The organism is Streptomyces sp. NPDC059785, assembly GCF_042732375.1.
Lineage (GTDB): Bacteria > Actinomycetota > Actinomycetes > Streptomycetales > Streptomycetaceae > Streptomyces.
The window spans coordinates 85,616-105,977 of the sequence record NZ_JBHWHV010000003.1; the positions used below are offsets into that span (position 1 = coordinate 85,616).

Sequence of the window (20,362 nt, forward strand, 5' to 3'; positions counted from 1 at the left end):
CGCGGGGGCTACTTGGCGAGCACCCCGCCGTCCACCGGGAAGTTGCCGCCGGTGACCCACGCCGACTCGTCCGAGGCCAGGTAGACCGCGCACCAGGCGATGTCCTCGGGCGTGCCGACCCGGCCGAGCGGAATGCGGCTCAGCAGCGCCTGCTGGGCCGCTCCCTCGTGGGCGCCGGCCGACTCGGTGGCGGGCGTACGCACCATGCCGGGGGAGATGGTGTTGGCGCGGATGCCCATCGGGCCGCCCTCCGCGGCCAGTTGCCGGGTCAGCCCGAGCACGGCCGCCTTGCCCGCGCAGTGCGCGACCATCCCGAACGTGCCGCTGCCCCGGAAGGCGTTCACCGAGGCGAAGTTGATGATCGAGCCGCCGCCCGACGCCTCCATGTACCGCCAGGCGGCCTGCACCGGCAGGAACACGACGTCGACCTCGCCCCGCATCGTCGGGGTCCACTGGTCCTCGAAGTCCATGTCGGCGGCGGTGGCCATGTGCGGCGCGATGGCCCCGGCCGTCACCAGCGCGTCCACGCGGCCGTACCGCTGATACGCCTCGTCGGCGAAGCGCCGGGCGTCGTCCGGGTCGGTCATGTCGTACGGCGCCAGCACGTCCAGGGCGAGTCCGCGCTCGGCGGCCAGCTTGCGGGTGCGCTCCGCCGCGGCCGGGTCGATGTCGCAGCCGACGACCGTCGCGCCCTGCTCGGCGAAGAGCAGCGCGCAGCCCTGCCCGATACCGGCGCCCGCGCCGGTGACGAGGGCGACCTTGCCGCCGAGCCTGCCGCCGGCGCCGTCCCGCTGCTCGCTCATGTTCTCCTTCTCCTCCTGGTCGTGAGGTGCCTTGCCGGACGGGTCCGCCACATCGAGGGCGACGAGAAAACGGGACACCATGTTGTACGCGGCCGCCGTCGCGGTCAGCTCCACCAGTTCCGCCTCGGCGAAGTCGGCGCGCAGCGCGTCGAACACGGCGTCGGGGACGTGTACCTGCCGGGTCATGGCGTCGGTGTAGGCGACGACCCGGCGCTGCCGCGCGTCGAGGTCAGGATGGTGCGCGGCGTCCGCTGCGCGGACGGCCGCGAGCTGCCGGTCGCCGAGCCCGGCGGCGCGCGCTTCGGGCTCGTGCGCCGTCCACTCGTAGCCGGCCCGGTTGAGCACGGCGATCCTGAGGATCACCAGCTCACGGAGGCCGGCGGGCAGCGTCATGCGCTGCCGTACGGCGCCCAGCAGGCTGTTCCAGCCGTCGGCGAGCGGGGGACTGTGCAGCAGCATCCGGTCGAGCGGCCGCAGGGCTCCGCCCCGCCGTGCCCGGATGCGGTCCGCGATGTCCCCGCTCCCGTCGGTACCCGGGAGTCGTGCCACGGTCTTCCTTTCTCACTGCTGTAGGGGAGCGCGCGGCTCACCGCTGCCGGGGCGCGCGCAGGACACCCGGTTCGACGGTGTCGCCGAAGAGCATCACGGGTGTCTCGTCGGGGCCGGTGAACCGCGGCCAGGGCGGCAACCCGGCCCCGCCCGGGTCGCCCGTGGCCACGAACCGCGCCCAGGTGCCGGCCATGACGGCCGCGAGACGCCGGTCGGTGTCCTGCCACGGCCAGCCGCGCCGCATCGCCAAAGTGTCCAGCGCGTAGGGGAGTTCGGCGGTGTGGTGGACGCCGAGGTCGGGCAGGCCCGGCGGCAGCGGTGGCCTGCGGGTGAAGCGGTACATCCAGGTGGCCGCGGTGGCGGCGTGCGTACGGGCCCACTGCCAGACGGGGCCGGTGAAGCGCGCGTCCCCCACGGTCCCCGCGTCCTCCGCGGCGGACGCGTACACCGTGCCTTCGTCGGAGTTGGTGCCGAGCAGCAGCGGGACGGCGTGCTGGCGGCCCGCGGCGAAGACGCCGTCGGTCGGCTCGGTGAGCAGCCTGCCGTCCACGACGGGACCGAAGTGACCGCGCACGACCAGCTCGACGCCCGAGACGCGGCGCAGCGCGCCGATGTCACGGGCGCCGAAGCCGTCCGCGTACGCAAGGCCCAGCTTCTGGGCGTCCTCCTGGCCCGGCAGCGGGCCCTCCGCGCGGCCCACCCCGGAGGCGCTCTGCCCGATGGCGCCACAAAAGAGCGGGCGGGCCGCCCGCGAGGCCATCAGATGGCAGATGTGGGCGGCTCCGGCGGAGTTGCCCGCCAGGGTCACCCGGTCCGGGTCGCCGCCGAAGGCCGCGATGTTCTCCCGGACCCAGGTCAGCGCGGCGAGGATGTCGAGCATCCCGTAGTTGCCCGACGCGCCGGCGTCGTCCTCGGCGGCCAGCCCGGAGTGGGCGAGGAAGCCGAGCGCGCCGAGGCGGTGGTTGAGGGTGACGACGACCAGGCCGCGGGCGGCCATGGCGGCGCCGTCGTGGATGTCCTGAGAGCCGTACCCGTAGCGGTTGCCGCCGCCGTGGATCCAGACCATGACCGGGAGCCCGGCGGCGGGGGAGGGCTCGGGCGTCCACACGTTCAGGTAGAGGCAGTCCTCGCTCATCACCAGGGCCTGCCGGTCGTCGAAGTTGGCGCGGTACATGACCGAGTCGCGCGGCGGCTGCGGTTGCAGGGGCGCGGGCGCGAAGCGGTCCGCGGGGCGCTCGCCGTCCCAGCCCGCCGCGCGCCGCGGGGGCCGCCAGCGCCCCGCGCCGACCGGCGGCTCGGCGAAGGGCACCCCGCGGAACACGGCCACGGAGCCGTCCCACGCGCCGAGCAGCCGCCCGGTGACCGTGCGGGCGCGCGGAGCCGTCATGCGCGCGCCTTGTGCAGCGCGCCGTCCTTCATGATCGCGGCGAGCCGGCCGGGGTCCTGGAGGACGGAGATGTCGTCCAGCGGGTCGCCGTCGACCAGCACGAGGTCGGCCAGGCAGCCCTCGCGGACCAGGCCGAGTTCGTCGCCCATGTCCATGACCTGGCCGCCGTACTGGGTGGCGGCCCGCAGTGCCTCGGCCGGGGTGAAGCCGAACCACTCCACGAACAGCTGGAGGTCGCGCAGATTGCGGCCGACCGGGTTCCACGGGAAGCCGTAGTCGCCGCCGGGGACGACCCGGATGCCGCGCCGCACGAGCTCGGGCACGACCTGCCGGACCGCCTTCTCGGTGGCCTCGACCTCCATACCGGGCTCGGGCTCGCTGTCGGCCTCGTGCAGATTGGCGTAGATGATGCCGGGGGTGGGCGCCACGAACAGCCGGTCGCGGGCCGCCTCCAGCAGGTCGAGGGCTTCCTCGTCGGCGAACGTGCAGTGGTAGACGGCCCGGATGCCGTGCCGTACGGCCATCTTGACCGACTCGGCGGCGTGCGCGTGCGCGGTGAGCCACACCCCGCGTTCGCGGGCGACGGCCGACGCGGCGGCGACCTCCTCCTCGGTGAACTGCACGATCCGGGAGGTGCCCTGCACCACCGCGCTCTCGCCCGACAGGGACAGCTTCACGATGTCGACACCCAGGTCCGCCATCTCCCCGACGAAGCCGCTCACCGAGTCCGGGTCGGAGGCCCGGCCGTCGATGCCGGGGAAGTCGTAGACCCCCGGTGTGCGCATGCCCGCCGTGCCCTCCCAGGAGGCGGCCTTGAACCGCGGCCCCGGCATCCAGCCCTCGGCGAACGCCTTGCGCGCGGCGGTCTCCGTACGGGGCAGCCGGTTGCCGCCCGAGTAGGCGCTGGTGATGCCGTGGTCCAGCATGACGCGCCCGGCGTGCGCGACCAGCAGGGCCTTCTCCTCGTCGGGTTCGTCCCGGCGCAGCGAGCGGTGTTCGACGGTGGAGCCGAAGCCGAGGTGGGTGTGGGAGTCCACGAGTCCCGGCAGCAGGGTGCCGCCACCGCCCTCGACCACCCGCGCCCCGGCCCACAGCCCGGCCGGTATGCGGTGTCCGACCTTCGCGATGCGGTTGCCCTCGACGAGGACCTCGGCGGCGAAGGGGTCTCGTCCGGTGCCGTCGAAGACCTGGACGTCGGTGAAGAGGGTCTTCCCGCTGCTGCTGCCGCTCATGGTGCGCTCCTGAAGGTGTGCCGCATCTCGCCGAGCCCCCCGATCCTGCTGACCAGGGTGTCGCCGGGGGTGAGGAAGCGTTGCGGGGTCCGGCGGTTGCCGACGCCCGCGGGGGTGCCGGTGAAGATCAGGTCGCCGGGCCGCAGCGGGCAGACGGCGCTGATCCGGGCGACCAGCTCCGGCACCGGGAAGATCATGTTCGAGGTGCGGTCGTGCTGGACCGGCTCCCCGTTCAGCTCGCAGGTCAGTTCCAGGTCGTCGCGGTCCGGTACGTCGCCGAGGCTCACCAGCGCGGGTCCCACCGGGCCGAAGCCGGGGAAGGACTTGCCCAGCGAGAACTGCGCGGGCCGCCCCGCGAGCTGCGAGACCCGCTCGGACAGGTCCTGTCCCACGGTCAGCGCGACCACCGGCTCCCAGCCCTTCTCGGCCGGCACCCGGTGGGCGTCGCGGCCGATGACGGCGACCATCTCCAGCTCCCAGTCGACATGACCGGGCGGCAGCCCGATCGTGGTGCACGGACCTGTGAGGCAGCTGGGGAACTTGGTGAAGATCAGCGGCTCGGCCGGTTCCTCGTACCCCGCCTCGGCGGTGTGCGGGCGGTAGTTGAGGGCGACGGCGAAGACCTGGCGCGGCTCGGGAACCGGGGCGAGGAGATCGGACTCCTGGTACGGGACGGCCGTCGCCGGGTCGACCCCGGCGGACCAGTCGAGCAGCGCGTCCCACTGGCGGAAGACCGCGTCCGGGCCGGGGTCGAAGCCGCCGGCGGCCACGTCGACGGCCCCGCCGCCGGTCAGCAGGGCCGGCCGGCCCGCGAGATTGGCGATCCGCATGCCGTCACACCCACTGTTCCGCTGGGGGCTCTTCGCTGCCGTACGCCTCCTGCCAGGACACCACCCGGTTGCGCAGCACGCCCAGCTTCTCGATCTCCGCCTCGACCACGTCACCGGGCTTCAGGTAGTTCGCGAACGGGTCGGCGGTGCTCGCCGCGACCCCGGCGATCGTGCCGGTGGTGATGAGGTCGCCCGCGCTGTAGGTCTGCGGGGAGTGGTACGCCACGAGCTGCGGGATCGACACCGACATGCGCGAGGTGTTGGACTTCTGGCGCACGTCGCCGTTGACCCGCAGCTCCATGTCCAGATCGTGCGGGTCGCCGATCTCGTCGGCGGTCACGATGTACGGGCCGATCGGGCAGAAGGTGTCGATGGCCTTGGAGAAGGAGAAGACGCCCGACTCCATCTCCTTGCGCTGGATGTCGCGCGCGGTGATGTCGTTGAAGACCAGGTAGCCCGCGATGTGTTCGGCGGCCTGCTCGGCGGTGAAGAACTTGCCCGGCTTGCCGATGACCACCGCGAGCTCCAGCTCGTAGTCCATCTCCCGGGTCAGATGGGCGGGATGGACGATCGGTTCGTCCGGGCCGATGATCGCGTCCACGTTCTGGAAGAAGACGATGCCCTTGTTGACGGGGTGGGACCAGTCGACGCGTTCCAGATCCTCGTGGTGCTCGCGGAAGTTCCCGGCCGTGTGGAAGAACTTCTTCGGTGTGATCGGGGCGCGCAGCCGGACGTCGGCGAGCGCGAACGTCCGCCCCGTCTCCCCGGCCCGGCCCTCGCGCTCGAAGAACGCCCGCGTCGACGGGACGTCGAGCTCGATCACCGTGTCCCCGTCGAGGCGCCCCACGAGCCCCTCGTCGAATGTCACCAGCTTCATCAAGACCTCCTAGCAACTGTCGACACTCAGCCTGCATCAAGCGATTGGGGCCGTCAATAGTGGGGTGAAGTGTGGACACCTTGTTCTCGCGTCCATTACGGTCCGATCCATGCAGACCCAGTGGAACTTCTCCGGGACCCGCGCGCTCGTCGCCGGCGCCGGAGGCATCGGAGCCGCCGTGGCCCAGGCCCTGGCGGACGCCGGCGCCGACGTGGTCGTGGTGGACCGCGACCCCGAACAACTGGCCAAGGTCAGCAGGACCCGTACCGCCGAGGGATTCGGCGCCGTGCACGGCCTGACCGCCGACCTCTCCGACGGCGACGGCTGCGCGCGCGCCGTCACCGAGGCCGCCGAACGGCTCGGCGGCCTCGACGTCTTCGTGCACGCCGTCGGCGCCAACGACCGCAGACCCGTGCTCGAAACCCCCGACGACGTGTGGGAGCGGCTGGTCGGCATCAACCTGAGCAGCGCCTTCCGGCTCGGCCGGGCCGTCGGCGCCCGCATGGTGGCGAGCGGCTACGGCCGGATCGTCTACCTCTCCTCCGTCTCGGGCCTGCTCGCCCACCGCGACCACGCGCCGTACGCGGCCACCAAGGGCGGCGTCAACCAGCTCATGCGCGTGATGGCCCGCGAATGGGCCGCCGACGGCGTCACCGTCAACGCGGTGGCCCCCGGCTACACCGAGACCGACCTGACCCGCGCCTACCTCGCCGAGCCCGGCATGCGCGCGTCGATGGAGGCGCTGGTGCCCGCCGGGCGCCTGGGCCGCACGGACGACCTGGTCGGTCCCGTGCTCTTCCTCGCCTCGGCGGAGGCCGCGTTCGTCACCGGACACGTGCTCTACGCCGACGGCGGCCGCACCCTCGTATGACAGCGCCGCCGCACCCTCGTACGACACCTCGTTGGAACGGAGCTCCCATGACCCACTCCCAGCGCTTCACCGGAAAGACCGTCCTGGTCACCGGCGCCGGTACCGGCTTCGGTGCCGAGATCGCGGTACGGGCCGCCCAGGAGGGCGCCGACGTCGCGGTCCACTATCGCAGTTCGCGCGCGGGCGCGGAACGCACCGCGGAGCGCGTGACGGCGCTCGGCCGCAAGGCGTTCGTCGTCCAGGCCGACATCGCCGAGCACGACCAGATCAAGCGGATGGCCGACGACGTCTTCGAGCACTTCGGCCGGCTCGACGTCGCCGTGAACAACGTCGGTGACGTGGCCCGCGAGCAGATGTCCTGGCGCGACATCACCGAGGAGTCCGTCGACCACGTCCTCGCGGTCGACATCAAGGGCACCCTGCTGTGCACGCACGAGTTCGGCGCCCGCATGCTGGAGCAGGAGGGCGGCGGCGCCATCGTCAACATCGGCTCCACGGTGGTGGCCCGGGGCAGCGCCCGCGCCCCGCAGTACGCGGCGGCCAAGTACGGGATCATCGGCCTCACCAAGTCCTACGCCCACGCCTTCGCCCCGGCCGTCCGCGTCAACGTCTTCGCGCCCGGCTTCATCGAGACCGAGGCGACGCTCGGCCGGGACGACTGGAAGAGCGGACGCGGGGACAAGCTGCGCGAGCTGACGCCGATGGGCCGCATCCCGGGCCCGCAGGAACTGGCGGGCGCCGCGCTGTTCCTGGCCACCGAGGACGCCCACCACATCACCGGCGGCTTCCTCATCGCCGACGGCGGCTACAACATGATCGGCGCCTGAACGGCGCACACGGGAGGGGCCCCGGACACCTGTCCGGGGCCCCTCCCGCATGGGGTCACTTACGGTCGAGCAGTTCGATCAGATTGCCGTACGGGTCGCGGACGAAGGCCATCCGGGCGCCGGGGCGCGGCGCCGCCTGCGGAGCCATGGCGGTCGTCGCGCCGAGCCCGGTCAGCCGGGCGAACTCGGCGTCCACGTCCTCGACGCACAGACACATGTGCCCGAAGCCCAGCGTGCCGGCCGCGTCCAGCGGGGTGTCCGTCACGGGGCCGGGCCGGGCCCCCGGGCGGTGCAGCAACTCGACGCGGTAGCCGCTGTCGTGCAGCAGCATCACCCCGCGCAGATCGGTGCCCGCGACCTGGAAGGCGGGTGCGGCACTCAGGCCGAGCGCGGCGCAGTACCACCGCGCCGCGGCCTCCAGGTCGGGCACCGAGAGCCCCACGTGGTCGAAGCGGATCACTTCTGGATCACTTCCCGCGCGGCCGGTGCCGTCCTCGTGGACCGCTCGGAAGTCTCTTGGTCCCCCCGGCCGCCGCGGATCAGGGTCAGCACGCGCGTGCGCAGGCCGGCGAAGCGGGGGTCGGCGCGGGTGGTGAGCTGGTCGCGGTCCCGGCCCAGGTCGACGGTGAGGTTGTCGACGACGGAGGTGGGCCGGCCGCCGAGCACCACGACCCGGTCGCCCAGGTAGACGGCCTCGTCGATGTCGTGGGTGACGACGATGACGGTGATGCCGAGCCGCTCGCGCAGCGACAGGGCCAGGTCCTCCAGGTCGAAGCGGGACTGGGCGTCCACCGAGCCGAACGGCTCGTCCATCAGCAGCACCGGGGCCTCGTAGGCGAGCCCGCGGGCGATGGCGACCCGCTGCTGCATACCGCCCGACAGCTGCCAGGGGTACTTGTCGCCGACGTCCTCGAGGCCGACGGCGGCCAGGCACTCGTCGGCCCGCCGGCGCCGCTCGGCCCGCTTGACGCCGACTCCCTCCAGCGGGAAGGCGACGTTGTCCCGTACCCGCATCCAGGGCATCAGCGAACCCCGGTAGTCCTGGAAGACCACCGCGATGTCGGCGAGCGGCCGGGTCAGGGGCGTGTCCCCGTAGTGGACGGTGCCGGAAGTGGGGCGGGTCAGTCCGGAAAGACAGCGCAGCAGGGTCGTCTTGCCCGCGCCGGACGGGCCGACGACACAGACGAACTCACCGGGGTCCACCCGCAGCGACAGGCCCTCGATCACCCGGTGCTCGTCCGCGCCGTGCCCGAACGACTTGCAGACGTCCCGTACGACCAGGCTGGATCCGCCCGCTTTCAGATGCCGCTGCATCACGACTCGACCTCGTTCCGGGTCTCGGTCCGCCGGGTACGGGGCGGACGCTGGTGGTACCAGCCGAGCAGCACGTACTCGGCCGCGAGGAGCAGCACGCTCAGGCCGTAGCCGAGGATGCCGATCAGGACGGTGCCGGCCCAGGTCTCCGGGACGGCGAAGCTGGAGCCGCTTTGCAGGATGAAGTTGCCGAGGCCCACCGGGGAGCCGTAGATCTCGCTGACCACCATCAGGACCACCGCGATGGACAGGGCGACGCGGATGCCGGCGAAGATCTGCGGCAGCGCACCGGGCAGCACCACCTTCAGCAGCCGCAGCCGCCAGGGGACGCGGTAGCTGTGCGCGGTCTCGTGCACGGCCGGGTTGATGCCGTGCACGCCGCTGATGGTGTTCAGCAGGATCGGCCAGAGCGAGCCGAACGCGATCAGGAAGATCTTCGGGCCCGAGCCGATGCCCAGGGTCAGGATGATGACGGGCACGAACGCCACGGTCGGCGTCGCGCGGGCGAAGTCCAGGAGCGGGGCGGTGATCTGGCGCAGCAGCTCGACCTCGCCGATGACGAGCCCGGCGCCGACGCCGACGGCGGTCGCGATGGCCAGGCCCGCGGCGATGTTGCGCAGCGAGAACAGCAGATCGCCCACGAGCCCGCCGTGGACCAGCTCCCGCCACAGGGTGGCGAGCACGTCGGTGGCCGGCGGGAAGTAGAAACTGGTGTTGCCGGCGGTGGCCAGCAGCAGTACGGCGACGACCAGGACCGGCAGCCAGAGCTGGACCAGCGCGGACCGCCACAGGGCGCCGGAGCGGTTGTCGTCCATGTCGGCCTCCCTTCTCAGTCGGTGTGCGCGGGCGGGCGCCGGCGCAGCAGCAGCCGTTCGGTGATCTGGGACAGCAGATTGATCGTGTAGCCGATCGCACCCGCGGTGAGGATGTACGCGTACGCCTGCGCGGAGGCGTCGCCCTGCTGCGACTGGACCACCTCGTGGCCGATGCCGGGCAGCGTGGTGAGCACCTCGACCCCGATGGCCACGAGCACCGAGGTGGTCGCCGCGAGCCGCAGCCCGGTCATGACCGAGGGCGTGGCGCTGGGCAGCACCACCTTGCGGAAGTGCAGATGCCGCGGGATGCGGTAGCTGCGCACCGTCTCGTCGATCATCGGGGTCACGGTCCGGGCGCCGTACTGGGCCTGGAGGAAGACCGGGAAGACGCAGGCGATGAAGACGACGGTGGCCTTCATCGTCGGGGTCGAACCCAGGACCAGCAGGAACACCGGCAGCAGCGCGATGACGGGGAACGAGCGCAGCACGTCGACCAGGAGCCGCGAGGAGCGCTCGGCGGCGGCGTAGGTGCCGGTGGCCAGGCCCAGCGGGATGCCGGCGACGGCCGCCAGGGCGAAGCCGGTGACGGCGCCGCGCAGGGTCTCGCCCACCGCCTGCCAGTACGTGGCGCTGCCGAGCAGCGCGGGGAACTTCCCGAACACCGCGCCGGGTCCCGGCAGGGCCGTCGCGGTCACCAGGCCCGCCGCCGCGACCGCCGCCCAGAGGCCGAGCGCCACCAGGACGGCGGCGAGTTGGAGGAGCCGGAGCCGGTGGCGTCCGGGGCGCCCCGCGCGGCGGGCGGGCGGCACCCCGGCTTTGGCGGGGCGCCGCTCGGTGAGTGAAGTAGCCATGGTGCTTCCTCGGCCGGGTCAGCTGGTGGAGGTGACGGTGGAGACCCCGTCCCAGTACAGGGCGTCGTCCTTCGGGGCGCTGGTGAGGATGCCGTACTCGTTCATCTTCGTGATGACGGTCCGCATCACCTTGGTGTTGATGGACTTGTCGTAGTAGGCGATCTCGGAGTTGTCGATGAAGTCGTCGGAGAGCTGGGTGTACTCCTTGTCGATCGCCTTGACCGCTTCGGGGTGCGCGTTGGCGTAGGTGATCGCCTTGGCGATGGCGCCGGTGAACTTCTTCGCCGTGGCGGCGTTCTTCGACAGGTACTCCTGGCCGGCGAAGAGCACGCCCTGGGTGATGCCGGGCAGGTCGTTCATGCCGTTGCCGATCGAGCGCAGCCCGGCCTGCTTGCCGGCCGCGTAGAAGGCGCCGAAGGAGTAGACGGCGTCGGTCTTGCCGCTGCTGGCCGCGTCGGTGAGCGAGGTGGTCGGCAGGGAGACGAACTTGACCTTCTCCGGGTCGCCGCCGTCCTTCTCGACCAGGTACTCGACGATGAACTGGATCGTGCCGCCGAGCGCCGAGAGGCCGACCGTCTTGCCCTCCAGGTCGGCGAAGGAGTCGATGGAGCTGGACTTCTTCACCAGCAGACCGTCGGTGGGTTCGGTCTTGTTGGTGGCGGTCACCAGGCCGGTCGCGATGCGGATGGGCATCTTCTTCGCGGCGCCCTTGAGGAAGCCGGAGCTGTCCGTCATCGCGAACTGGGCCTCGCCGTTGAGGACGGACGGGGCGTTCTGCGAGGTGTCCTGGGCGCCGGCCTTGATGGTGACGTCCAGACCCGCGTCCTTGAAGTAGCCCTGCTGCTGGGCGATGAAGAGCGGCTCGAAGAGCGAGCCGTTGGAGCGCAGCACGGTGATCTTGGCTTTGCCGTCACTGCTGGTGGCGGCGGTGGAGTCGCCCGAGCCGCAGGCGGCGACGGGCGCGGCGACGGCCAGCGTCACCACCGCGACGGAGAGTCGGCGCCACGGGTTTCTCCTGCTCTTCGGCATGACGTTGTGCTCCTTTGCACGGATGCGGCTCGATGAGGGTGCGGTGCGGGGCGTGCGCTGAGAAGGGGGGTTTACGGGCGGCGGTCGGCCGCGTAGGCGGTGGTGGACTCGGCGGGCGCCATGTAGGTGCGGAAGAGCCCGTCGGGGTCGTACACGGCGCGGATCTTCTCCAGCCGTTCGGCGTTCTCGGGGCTGAGGCCGTGGTCGAAGCGGTCCGCCACGTTGTTGTCGGAGAATTGCAGGCCCTTGGACAGGTGCTGCACCCCGGCCAGCGACCCGTGCACCCAGTCCTCGTGGCGCAGGTCCTGCGCCGGGTCGTGCCAGCCCGAGTTGGGGGAGAGGTACGCCTTGGCCTGCGCCGACCAGCAGGCGTTCGGGCGCGGCGGGTAGTGGCCCCACAGCATCCACAGCACGAAGCTGATGCCGCCGGGCATGGCGTCCAGTACGGGCGCGGCGGCGCGCAGCAGTCCGGCCGCGTCGCCCTCGGCCCACACCCCGTCCACGGCCCAGCGCAGGCCGGCCGGGTTGAGGCGGTCCGCGATGTCGTACAGCTCCTCGATGGTGGTCTCCTCGGCGACCACTGCGCGCAGGGCCCGGTCACGGAAGGGCGCGTCCTCCAGGGGCGCCAGCGCCTCGGGGCCGTGTTCCGGGGTGCAGAAGGCGGTGGCGGTCACGGAGACGGCCTGGGCGCCGAGTCCGGGCGTGAAGCCGACCTTGGCGGAGAACTCCACCATGCTGGGCAGGGTGTCCAGCAGGTCGTACGTCCAGGCCAGCACCTCGTCGCGCAGGGCGAGCGGGTAGCTGTGCACCGTGCGCACGATGCTGGTCGGGCGCTCGTACACGTCCAGGTAGAAGCGGGTGACGACGCCGAAGAAGCCGGGGCCGCTGCCCCGCGCCGCCCACAGCAGGTCGGGGTGGTTGTCGTCGGTGGCGTGCACCAGGGTGCCGTCGGCGAGCACCACGTCGATGGCGCGGATGCTCAGGCAGGCGGGTCCGAGATGGCGGGAGTTCCAGCCGTAGCCGCCGCCGAGGATGAAGCCGCCGATGCCCACGGTCGGCGCGTGCCCGGTGGGGAAGAACAGGCCGTGCGGCGCCAGCGCCTCCTGGACGGCGGGCCCCTTGGCCGACGGCTGCACGGCGGCGGTACGGGCCTCCGGGTCGACGGTGATCTCCGTCAGGCGGGAGAGGTCGATCAGCAGGCCGCCGTCCCGTACGCCGTTGCCGACCCAGCTGTGCCCGCCCGAGCGCACGGAGACCCGCATGCCCTCGGCGCGCGCGTGGCGCACGGCGAGGACCACGTCCCGCTCGTTCTCGGCCATGACGATGACGTCGGGGAACCGGTCCGGCTTGCGCTCGTTCCAGACCGCGTCGAGGCGGGCCGGTTCATAGGATTCGTCCCCTCGGCGGACGACGGCTCCGCGCATAGCCTGGGCAGAGTGCGGAGCGGGCGAGGGCTCGGGCGGCGTACCGGGCGACCTGGACAACTGTGTCTCCTTGGGATGGTGCGGCAATCGGGACGTTACTGTCGACACTAAGAGGGGGTCAAGGGGTCAGGAAGCCCTATTTCGCGGTCTCTGTCGACACTAATCGGCAGATGGTGACGGTGGAGCGCGAGTGCCGTCGTGGACTCCGCGGGAGACAGGTAGGTGCGGAACAGGCCCTCGGGGTCGTAGCGCCGCCGCAGCCGCTCCAGGCGTGCCGCCTGCGCCGGTTCGAGCCCGTGGTCGGGCCGGTCGGCCGGGTTGGCGTCGGCGAACTGCGTGCCGCGCGCGACCGGGGCCATGGCGCGCAGTGCCTCGTGCGCCCACAGCTCGGTGCGCAGATCGTCGGCGGGGTCCTGCCAGACCGCGTTGGGGGAGAAGTACAGCCGGGCCTGTGTGGACCAGCAGGCGTTCTCCCGGGTCGGCTGCCCGCCCCACAGCATCCACAGCAGGAAGCTCTCGCGGGTCGGCAGTTCTTCGAGCAGCGGCCGGCCGGCGTCCAGCACCTCCCGCGCCGGGGCGTCGGTCCAGATCCCGTCGACGGCGTACCGGTTGCCCTTGGGGGTGAGCGCGTCGGAGAGTGCGTACAGGTCGTCGAGTGTCGACGGCACGCGCTCCGCCTTGCGCAGGGCGTGCTGGAGGAAGGGCGCCCGCTCCAGCGGATCCAGCATCTCCGGGCCCGTGCCCGGGGTGCAGAAGGCCGCCGCGGTGATCATCGTCGTCGGCCGCCCGGCGCCCGGGGAGAAGGCCACCTTCGCGGACATCTCCAGGGCGTCGGACACCTCGGGCACGGTGTCGTACGTCCAGGCCAGCACCTCGTCGCGCAGCTCCTCCGGGAAGACGTAGAAGCTGCGCAGGATCTCGTCGTACGCCGGATACACGCGCAGGTGGAAGCGCGTGACGATGGCGAAGAAACCGGGGCCCGAGCCGCGCACCGCCCACATCAGGTCGGGGTGGCTCTCGTCGGTGGCGTGCACCAGGCTGCCGTCGGCCAGGACGGCGTCCACCGCCTCGACGCTGAAACAGGCCGGGCCGAGCGCACGGGAGTTCCAGCCGTAGCCGCCGCCGATCAGGAAGCCGCCGACCCCCACCGAGGGGCAGTGGCCGCTGGGGAAGACCAGACCCTCGGCCGCCAGCAGCGCGTTGAAGCGGGTGCCCTGGACGGCGGGCCGGACGGTGGCGCGGCGCTGCGCGGTGTCGATGGTCACCTCGTCCAGCGCGGACAGGTCGATCAGCAGGCCCCCGTCGCGGATCCCGCTGCCGATCCAGCTGTGCCCGCCGGAGCGCACCGAGACCCGCAGGCCGCGGACCGCGGCGTGGCGCACCCCGCGCTGGACGTCCCGGTCGCTCGCGGCGAGCAGGATGGCCTCGGGGTGGCGGTCGGGCTTGCGCTCGTTCCACACCGCGCCGAGCCGCGCGGCCTCGTAGCCCCGGGAGCCCCGGGTGAGAAGGACTCCGTCGAAGTCGGTCATACGTCCTCCACCGGCGGGAAGTCGAAGAGGCCGGCCGGGTTGTCGACCAGCAGCCGGTGCAGATGGGCGGGGTCCGGCGCGATGTCCGCGAGCAGGTCGACCAGCAGCCCGTCGTCCGGGGCGGCACCCTCGATGTTCACGTGCGGATAGTCGGTGCCCCACACCACCCGCTCGGGCGCGTACGTCACGAACGACGCGGCCAGCGCCACGGCGTCGGCGTAGGGCGGGCCCTGCCGCGACACCCGGTCGACGCCGCTGACCTTCAGCCAGACGTTCCCCGTGTCGAGCAGGGCGCGCAGGCTGCGCAGCGGGGCGCTGCCGTACCCCTCCGTCAGGTCGACCCGGGCCAGGTGGTCGATCACGACCCGGCCCGGGAACGCGCGGATGACGTGCTCGTACTCGGCCGCCTCCCGCCCGGCGAGATGCAGTTCGGCGACCCAGCCGAGGCCGTCCACGCGCGCGAGGACCGAGTCGATCTCCTCGCGGGTCGGCGCGCTGCGCAGATGCGGCAGGAAGTTGAGGCGGAAACCGCGCACCCCGGCCCGGTGCAGTTCCTCGATCTCCGCCCGGGTGGTCGTCTCGCCGATCAGCGCCACGCCGCGCAGCCGCCCCGCCCCGGCCTCCAGGGCGTCGACCAGCCCCCGGTGGTCGACTCCGCTGCACGAGGACTGCACCACCACGGCACGGGACAGGCCCAGGTGCGCGTGGAGCGCGGCCAGGTGCTCCTTGGGCGCGTCGAACGGGGTGAAGGTGCGCTCGGCCGCGTACGGGAAGACGTCGGCCGGGCCGAAGATGTGGCAGTGCGCGTCACAGCTGCCGGGCGGCAGCACCAGGCCGGGTCTGCGCGGGGAGGGGTGCGGGGGCGGGCAGCCGGGGGAGGGGGCGGTCGCGGGAGGCCGCGGGGCCGGTGCGCGGGGGACGGCGGTCGCCGTCTTGTCTGCCTCGGCGCGGGCGGCTTCGGCAGGGGCCGTCTCGGTACGGGCCGTCTCGGGACGGGCGGCTTCGGCCAAGGGGGTTCCGGCCAGGGGGCTCCCGGCCACGGGGCTTCCGGTCAGGGCGGCTTCGGTGAGGGCGGGCTCAGTCACAGCGGGCCGTCATTCCGCCGTCGACGACGATCTCCGTGCCGGTGACGAACCGGGCCTCGTCGGAGGCCAGGAACAGCGCGGCGTACGCGGTGTCGCGGCCGTCCCCCATGAAGCCGAGCGGGATGCGGGCCTGCCGCTGGGCGAGCAGCTTCCCGACGTCGCCGCCCGCGCGCTGCCCCGCGAGCCGCGCCTCGACCATCGGGGTGTGCAACTGGCCGGGGACCACGGTGTTCACGCGGATGCCGTCCGGCGCGTACTGCACGGCCGTGACCCGGGAGAGCTGGATGACCGCCGCCTTGGCCGACGCGTAGCCGACCTGGGCGGCGCCGGTCCAGCGCTGCCCGGACGCCGAGGCGGTGTTGACGATGGCGCCGCCACCGCCCCGCCGCATGATCGGCACGACGCTCCTGCACGCCAGGAAGGCGGTGGTGAGGTTGGTGCGGAGCTGGCTGTCCCAGTCCTCCAGGGAGAGTTCGGCCACCCCGCCGTGCCGGGAACCCCCGACGTTGTTGACGAGTACGTCGATGCGTCCGGCCCGCCGCGCGGTCTCCTCCAGGTAGCCCTGGACGCCGTCGGGGTCGGTCACGTCGAGGACCTGGGTGTGGGCGGTGCCGCCCTCCTCGCGGATCTGCCGGGCGGTGACCTCCAGCGCGTCCTCGTCGCGGTCGGTGAGGTACACGGTGGCGCCCTCGCGGGCGAAGACGATCGCGGTGGCGCGGCCGTTGCCCCAGCCGGGGCCGACACTGCCGGCGCCGCTGATCACCGCGATCCGGTCCGCGAGGCGCCCCCGGCGGGGCCCGTGTGCGTCGGAGTCGGGGCGGGGGCCCGGGGCTGCGCCGGGCGCGTCTGCCGTCACGGTGTTCTCCTTCGGTTCGGGTCGGACGGCGACTGCTTGCGCGAGCGGCCGCCGAGTTGTCGACAGTGTCGGAGAGTGTCGACAGAAAGTAAACACTCGGCGATGAAAATGCAGTACAGAGCGGTGAGTGGCTATCCGTTATCGCGTGAGTGTCGACAGAATGCGGGCGGAATGCTTGGATGGGGAAGCGGCCGGAGCGGTCGCGGAGGCCGGAAACGGACCGAGACACCCACCCGGGAGGGACCCATGGACAAGCCGGCGGTGTTCACCGAAGAGGAGATCGCCCGTTTCCGGGCCGAACTGGCCGCCAAGCGCGAGCCCGGCGCGTACGAGCCGGGGCGCTGGTCGGTCAGCCCGCTCAACCGCCGCCCGGAGGTCAGCGGGACCATGCCGCCCTCCGTACGGCTGCGCGACGCCACCCTGCGCTCGGTCGAGACCCTGCCCGGCGTCGTCGCCACCCCCGAGGCCAAGGAGGCGTATCTGCGCCGGCTCATCGGCGTGGGCGTCCGCGAGGTCGTCACCGCGGGGCTCGCGGGCCGCGACGACAACGCGCTGCGGGCCGAGGTCGAACGCGTCAAGGGCGAGGCCCCGGACTGCCGCGCCGTACTGCCGCTGCTGCGCACCACCGAGGACATCGACCGCGCCGCCGACGCCGGTTACGACGCCGTACAGATCTGGGTACAGGGCCTCGGCGAGGCGTCGCTGATCTACAACCCGGCCGTCTACCAGCAGGCCTGGCGTGGCGACGACTGGCGCGCCGGCGCTCCCGTGCGCAGCCGTGCCGACGTGCTCGCCCGCGCCGTCCCGCTCATCCGGCACGCCCGGACGCGCGGCCTCGACGCCATCGTGCCGATGCTGATGGTCTCCTACCTCACCGACGAGGTCCTGGAGGAGTCGGTCACCGCCCTGGCCGGCGCGGGCGCCACCGAGCTCACCCTCTTCGACGGGCCGGGCGCCGTGAGCCCCGAGGCCTACGCCCACCTGGTCACCCGCACCAAGCAGCTCGCCCCCGCCGTCCAGGTCGGCCTGCACCCGCACAACACCTTCGGGCTCGCCGTCGGCTGCGCCGTCAGCTCCGTACGGGCCGGGGCCGACGTCGTCGAACTGTCCGTCAACGGTTACTGCGGCGGCCCCGGCAACGCCGACCTGGCCGCCACCGCGACCGCCTTCGAGGTGCTGTACGGCGTGCGCACCGGCATCCGCACCGAGCGGCTGACGGACCTGGCCCGCGCCGGCGAGGACCTGACCGGCTACCACCTCGCCTGGAACCACCCGGTCACCGGAGTCAGCGCCTTCTCCTGGGGCGGGATGGACCTCATCACCCAGGAGACCGCCGTCGACCCGCTGCTCCACAACTGCCTGGAGCCCGCCCTCTTCGGCAACGCCCGCAAGGTCCCCTTCACCCCGGACAGCGGCCCCTACACCCTCACGGACAAGCTGACCGAGCTGGGTGCCGAGCTCACGACCACCGGTCAGGTCGACGAAGTACTGCGGCGGGCCCGCGCGCTGATGGCCCGCGAGCGCCGGCTGATCACGGACGCCGAACTGGCTGGGCTGGCCGACGAGGTGAAGGCCGGGTCCGGTTCCTGACGGGTCCGACAGGTCTGACGGGTCTGACGGGTCCGACAGGTCCGACAGGTCTGACGGGTCCGACAGGTCTGACGTCGGGCGAATCCTGCGCACGGCGTGAACCGAATCGCATGGCTCGTCCGATGAATGAGCAGAAGCATCCGCCGGCAGAGCACAGCATCCTTCCGCACGAGGACACGATTTGTATGCGCGAGCCGACCACCGACACCCCTGAACCCCGCACGCCCGCGTCCCCCGACGCCGGCCGGCTGCCCCTGCTCGAACCGCACCGGCTCGACGCCGGACAACGCGCCCTGTACGAGGAGATCACCGGCGGCCCCCGCGCCGACGGACCCCAGCTCTTCGCGCTCACCGACGCCGAGGGACGCCTCAACGGCCCGTTCAACGCCATGCTGTTCAGCCCGCCGCTGGGCGGCGCCCTCCAGGCCCTCGGCTCGGCGATCCGCTACCGCACAGGGCTGCCGCCCCGCGTCCGCGAGACCGCCGTCCTCGTCGTGGCCGCCGAGTGGGACAGCGACTTCGAGCGCTACGCCCATGAACCCGTCGGCCGGGCCGCCGGACTCACCGACGCGGAGATACGCGCCCTGCGCACGGGCGGCGACCCCGGCCTGACCGACCCGTTCGAGCACGCCGCCTGGTCCGCCGTCCGCGCCCTGTCCGGCCGCGCGGACGGACTCGACGACGCCTGGTACGCCTCCGCCCGCGCCGCCCTCGGCGAGCGCACCCTCTTCGAGCTGTCCACCCTCGTCGGCTACTACGCGACGCTCGCGCTGCAACTGCGCCTCTTCGCCGTCCCGGCACCCCCACACCTCGAGAACCCCGAGAACCCCGAGAACCCCGAAGATCCCGAGACTTAGGAGCCCGCCCCCGTGAACAAGGTGTGCGCGACCGCCGCCGAGGCGGTCCACGACATCGCCGACGGCTCGTCCCTCGCGGTCGGCGGCTTCGGCCTCAGCGGAGTCCCCGACGTCGTGATCGGCGCCCTGTACGAGCAGGGCGCCACCGGACTGTCGGTCGTGTCCAACAACTGCGGCGTGGACGGCGCGGGGCTCGGCATCCTGCTCGCCGCCCACCGCATCGACCGGGTGACCGGGTCGTACGTGGGCGAGAACAAGGAGTTCGCCCGGCAGTACCTCTCCGGCGAGCTGGAGGTCGAGCTCGTCCCGCAGGGCACCCTCGCCGAGCGGCTGCGCGCCGGGGGCTGCGGCATACCGGCCTTCTACACCCCGGCCGGCGTCGGCACCCAGATCGCCGAGGGCGGCCTGCCCTGGCGGTACGCGCCCGGAGGCGGCACGGCCGTGGCCTCGCCGCCCAAGGAGACCCGCACCTTCGGTGGCCGGACGTACGTGCTGGAAGAGGGCATCACCACCGACTACGCCCTGGTCCGTGCCTGGCGCGGCGACCACCACGGCAACCTGGTGTTCCGCCGGGCCGCCGCCAACTTCAACCCCCTGGCCGCGATGGCCGGACGGATCACCGTCGCCGAGGTGGAGGAGCTCGTCGCCCCGGGCACCCTCGACCCCGAACACGTCCATGTGCCCGGGGTGTTCGTCCAGCGCGTCGTCGTCCTCACCCCCGAGCAGGCGGCCGCGAAGAAGATCGAGAAGAGGACGGTACGGGTCTGATGGGCACGATCGAGCAGAGGACGGTGCGGCGCTGATGGCCTGGACCCGCGAGCAGATGGCGGCCCGCGCCGCCGAGGAACTGACCGACGGTTCGTACGTCAACCTGGGCATCGGACTGCCCACGGCGATCCCCGGCCACCTCCCGCCGGGCGTGCACGTCACCCTGCACTCCGAGAACGGCATCCTCGGCACCGGCCCCTACCCCTACGCGCACGAGGTGGACCCGGATCTGATCAATGCCGGGAAGGAGACGGTCACCGTGCTGCCCGGCGCCTCCTTCTTCGACTCGGCGCTCTCCTTCGGGATGATCCGCGGCGGCCACGTCGACATCGCCGTGCTCGGCGCCATGCAGGTCTCCGCCGCCGGCGACCTGGCCAACTGGAGCGTCCCCGGCAAAATGATCAAAGGCATGGGCGGGGCGATGGACCTCGTGCACGGGGCCCGCCGCGTCATCGTCCTCATGGACCACACCGCCAAGGACGGCAGCCCCAAACTGGTCCGGCGCTGCACGCTGCCGCTCACCGGCCGGGCGTGCGTGCACCGGGTCGTGACCGACCTGGGCGTCATCGACGTGACCCCCGGCGGCTTCGTCCTCGTGGAGAGGGCACCGGGCGTCCACCCGGAGGAGATAGCGGCCCGCACGGCCGCACCGCTGCGAACGGAAGCCACCGAGCCGGCCGCACCGCCGCGGACGTGAGCCACGAGCCGGGCGCGCCCCCGCGGCCGCCGGGCCCCTCATCCGACGCGTTCCCGCGGACGCACGCCGCTCAACGCGAGTAGCACACGCCGCGGAACGCAATAGTCCACACACGGCCCGTCATCGTCCACAGCCGTCCCCCTAGTCTCACAACAAGCCGACCGCGCGGCC

The 20,362-nt window shown here is 72.6% G+C and carries 20 protein-coding genes; 6 read left to right on the forward strand and 14 right to left on the reverse strand.

The window, feature by feature from the left end; genetic code table 11:
- Positions 1 to 8 precede the first annotated feature (8 nt).
- Genes ACFV6E_RS02975 through ACFV6E_RS02995 form a run of 5 tightly spaced genes read right to left on the reverse strand, consistent with a single transcriptional unit; the run spans position 9 to position 5,678 of the window.
- Complete coding sequence (locus tag ACFV6E_RS02975) at positions 9 to 1,352, reverse strand: SDR family oxidoreductase (protein WP_385459011.1); 1,344 nt, start codon at positions 1,350 to 1,352, stop codon at positions 9 to 11.
- Between the two features lie 37 nt (positions 1,353 to 1,389).
- Entirely contained in the window at positions 1,390 to 2,739 is a 1,350-nt protein-coding gene (locus tag ACFV6E_RS02980) for a carboxylesterase/lipase family protein (protein ID WP_385459013.1), read from the reverse strand.
- Positions 2,736 to 3,971, reverse strand: coding sequence for an amidohydrolase family protein (locus tag ACFV6E_RS02985; RefSeq protein ID WP_385459015.1), 1,236 nt, complete (start codon positions 3,969 to 3,971; stop codon positions 2,736 to 2,738). Before ACFV6E_RS02985 ends, ACFV6E_RS02980 begins: the two co-directional genes overlap by 4 nt.
- Positions 3,968 to 4,801, reverse strand: coding sequence for a fumarylacetoacetate hydrolase family protein (locus ACFV6E_RS02990; RefSeq protein WP_385177776.1), 834 nt, complete (start codon positions 4,799 to 4,801; stop codon positions 3,968 to 3,970). The genes ACFV6E_RS02985 and ACFV6E_RS02990 overlap by 4 nt, the downstream gene beginning before the upstream one ends.
- A gap of 4 nt (positions 4,802 to 4,805) precedes the next feature.
- Positions 4,806 to 5,678 (reverse strand): fumarylacetoacetate hydrolase family protein, encoded by an 873-nt coding sequence (locus tag ACFV6E_RS02995; RefSeq protein WP_385177774.1) that lies wholly within the window; start codon positions 5,676 to 5,678, stop codon positions 4,806 to 4,808.
- A gap of 109 nt (positions 5,679 to 5,787) precedes the next feature.
- On the opposite strand from ACFV6E_RS02995, the gene ACFV6E_RS03000 reads away from it, so the two are divergent.
- Together ACFV6E_RS03000 and ACFV6E_RS03005 are read left to right on the forward strand one after the other, a co-directional pair.
- Positions 5,788 to 6,549, forward strand: a complete 762-nt coding sequence (locus ACFV6E_RS03000) for an SDR family NAD(P)-dependent oxidoreductase (RefSeq protein WP_385459017.1) — start codon at positions 5,788 to 5,790, stop codon at positions 6,547 to 6,549.
- Between the two features lie 47 nt (positions 6,550 to 6,596).
- Positions 6,597 to 7,376, forward strand: a complete 780-nt coding sequence (locus ACFV6E_RS03005; RefSeq protein WP_385167386.1) for an SDR family NAD(P)-dependent oxidoreductase — start codon at positions 6,597 to 6,599, stop codon at positions 7,374 to 7,376.
- Between the two features lie 55 nt (positions 7,377 to 7,431).
- Here ACFV6E_RS03005 and ACFV6E_RS03010 read toward each other — a convergent pair whose 3' ends face one another.
- The 9 genes from ACFV6E_RS03010 to ACFV6E_RS03050 form a co-directional block, all read right to left on the reverse strand.
- The gene (locus tag ACFV6E_RS03010; protein WP_385167387.1) at positions 7,432 to 7,836 is read right to left on the reverse strand and encodes a VOC family protein; all 405 of its coding nucleotides are present in this window, start codon (positions 7,834 to 7,836) and stop codon (positions 7,432 to 7,434) included.
- Complete coding sequence (locus tag ACFV6E_RS03015; protein WP_385167389.1) at positions 7,833 to 8,690, reverse strand: ABC transporter ATP-binding protein; 858 nt, start codon at positions 8,688 to 8,690, stop codon at positions 7,833 to 7,835. Before ACFV6E_RS03015 ends, ACFV6E_RS03010 begins: the two co-directional genes overlap by 4 nt.
- Positions 8,690 to 9,505, reverse strand: a complete 816-nt coding sequence (locus tag ACFV6E_RS03020; RefSeq protein ID WP_385167390.1) for an ABC transporter permease — start codon at positions 9,503 to 9,505, stop codon at positions 8,690 to 8,692. The genes ACFV6E_RS03015 and ACFV6E_RS03020 overlap by 1 nt, the downstream gene beginning before the upstream one ends.
- A gap of 14 nt (positions 9,506 to 9,519) precedes the next feature.
- Positions 9,520 to 10,356, reverse strand: coding sequence for an ABC transporter permease (locus ACFV6E_RS03025; protein ID WP_385459019.1), 837 nt, complete (start codon positions 10,354 to 10,356; stop codon positions 9,520 to 9,522).
- 18 nt (positions 10,357 to 10,374) lie between these two features.
- Positions 10,375 to 11,385 (reverse strand): ABC transporter substrate-binding protein, encoded by a 1,011-nt coding sequence (locus ACFV6E_RS03030; RefSeq protein WP_385459021.1) that lies wholly within the window; start codon positions 11,383 to 11,385, stop codon positions 10,375 to 10,377.
- Between the two features lie 71 nt (positions 11,386 to 11,456).
- Entirely contained in the window at positions 11,457 to 12,809 is a 1,353-nt protein-coding gene (locus ACFV6E_RS03035) for an FAD-binding oxidoreductase (RefSeq protein ID WP_385459023.1), read from the reverse strand.
- Positions 12,810 to 12,916: 107 nt separating this feature from the next.
- Positions 12,917 to 14,338: an FAD-binding oxidoreductase gene (locus ACFV6E_RS03040; RefSeq protein WP_385459025.1), complete on the reverse strand. Its 1,422-nt coding sequence runs from the start codon at positions 14,336 to 14,338 to the stop codon at positions 12,917 to 12,919.
- Complete coding sequence (locus tag ACFV6E_RS03045; RefSeq protein ID WP_385459027.1) at positions 14,335 to 15,423, reverse strand: amidohydrolase family protein; 1,089 nt, start codon at positions 15,421 to 15,423, stop codon at positions 14,335 to 14,337. Before ACFV6E_RS03045 ends, ACFV6E_RS03040 begins: the two co-directional genes overlap by 4 nt.
- A complete protein-coding gene (locus ACFV6E_RS03050; protein ID WP_385459029.1) occupies positions 15,416 to 16,279 on the reverse strand; it encodes an SDR family NAD(P)-dependent oxidoreductase in 864 nt (287 codons plus the stop codon). The genes ACFV6E_RS03045 and ACFV6E_RS03050 overlap by 8 nt, the downstream gene beginning before the upstream one ends.
- Before the next feature lie 246 nt (positions 16,280 to 16,525).
- On the opposite strand from ACFV6E_RS03050, the gene ACFV6E_RS03055 reads away from it, so the two are divergent.
- From ACFV6E_RS03055 to ACFV6E_RS03070, 4 genes are all read left to right on the forward strand, one after another.
- Positions 16,526 to 17,869 carry a hypothetical protein gene (locus ACFV6E_RS03055; RefSeq protein WP_385459031.1) on the forward strand — a complete coding sequence of 448 codons (1,344 nt, stop codon included), beginning with the start codon at positions 16,526 to 16,528 and terminating at the stop codon, positions 17,867 to 17,869.
- A gap of 185 nt (positions 17,870 to 18,054) precedes the next feature.
- Positions 18,055 to 18,726, forward strand: a complete 672-nt coding sequence (locus ACFV6E_RS03060; RefSeq protein WP_385459033.1) for a carboxymuconolactone decarboxylase family protein — start codon at positions 18,055 to 18,057, stop codon at positions 18,724 to 18,726.
- A 12-nt stretch (positions 18,727 to 18,738) separates the two neighbouring features.
- Entirely contained in the window at positions 18,739 to 19,494 is a 756-nt protein-coding gene (locus ACFV6E_RS03065; protein ID WP_385459035.1) for a CoA transferase subunit A, read from the forward strand.
- Positions 19,495 to 19,528: 34 nt separating this feature from the next.
- Positions 19,529 to 20,191, forward strand: a complete 663-nt coding sequence (locus ACFV6E_RS03070; RefSeq protein ID WP_385459037.1) for a CoA transferase subunit B — start codon at positions 19,529 to 19,531, stop codon at positions 20,189 to 20,191.
- Positions 20,192 to 20,362: the final 171 nt, after the last annotated feature.

Coding starts and splice junctions, on each gene's coding strand:
- ACFV6E_RS02980 (WP_385459013.1), bottom strand. CDS start 2,739: ATGACGGCTCCGCGCGCCCGCACGGTCACCGGGCGGCTGCTCGGCGCG.
- ACFV6E_RS02985 (WP_385459015.1), bottom strand. CDS start 3,971: ATGAGCGGCAGCAGCAGCGGGAAGACCCTCTTCACCGACGTCCAGGTC.
- ACFV6E_RS02990 (WP_385177776.1), bottom strand. CDS start 4,801: ATGCGGATCGCCAATCTCGCGGGCCGGCCGGCCCTGCTGACCGGCGGC.
- ACFV6E_RS02995 (WP_385177774.1), bottom strand. CDS start 5,678: ATGAAGCTGGTGACATTCGACGAGGGGCTCGTGGGGCGCCTCGACGGG.
- ACFV6E_RS03000 (WP_385459017.1), top strand. CDS start 5,788: ATGCAGACCCAGTGGAACTTCTCCGGGACCCGCGCGCTCGTCGCCGGC.
- ACFV6E_RS03005 (WP_385167386.1), top strand. CDS start 6,597: ATGACCCACTCCCAGCGCTTCACCGGAAAGACCGTCCTGGTCACCGGC.
- ACFV6E_RS03015 (WP_385167389.1), bottom strand. CDS start 8,690: ATGCAGCGGCATCTGAAAGCGGGCGGATCCAGCCTGGTCGTACGGGAC.
- ACFV6E_RS03020 (WP_385167390.1), bottom strand. CDS start 9,505: ATGGACGACAACCGCTCCGGCGCCCTGTGGCGGTCCGCGCTGGTCCAG.
- ACFV6E_RS03025 (WP_385459019.1), bottom strand. CDS start 10,356: ATGGCTACTTCACTCACCGAGCGGCGCCCCGCCAAAGCCGGGGTGCCG.
- ACFV6E_RS03030 (WP_385459021.1), bottom strand. CDS start 11,385: ATGCCGAAGAGCAGGAGAAACCCGTGGCGCCGACTCTCCGTCGCGGTG.
- ACFV6E_RS03035 (WP_385459023.1), bottom strand. CDS start 12,809: ATGCGCGGAGCCGTCGTCCGCCGAGGGGACGAATCCTATGAACCGGCC.
- ACFV6E_RS03040 (WP_385459025.1), bottom strand. CDS start 14,338: ATGACCGACTTCGACGGAGTCCTTCTCACCCGGGGCTCCCGGGGCTAC.
- ACFV6E_RS03055 (WP_385459031.1), top strand. CDS start 16,526: ATGGACAAGCCGGCGGTGTTCACCGAAGAGGAGATCGCCCGTTTCCGG.
- ACFV6E_RS03060 (WP_385459033.1), top strand. CDS start 18,055: ATGCGCGAGCCGACCACCGACACCCCTGAACCCCGCACGCCCGCGTCC.
- ACFV6E_RS03070 (WP_385459037.1), top strand. CDS start 19,529: ATGGCCTGGACCCGCGAGCAGATGGCGGCCCGCGCCGCCGAGGAACTG.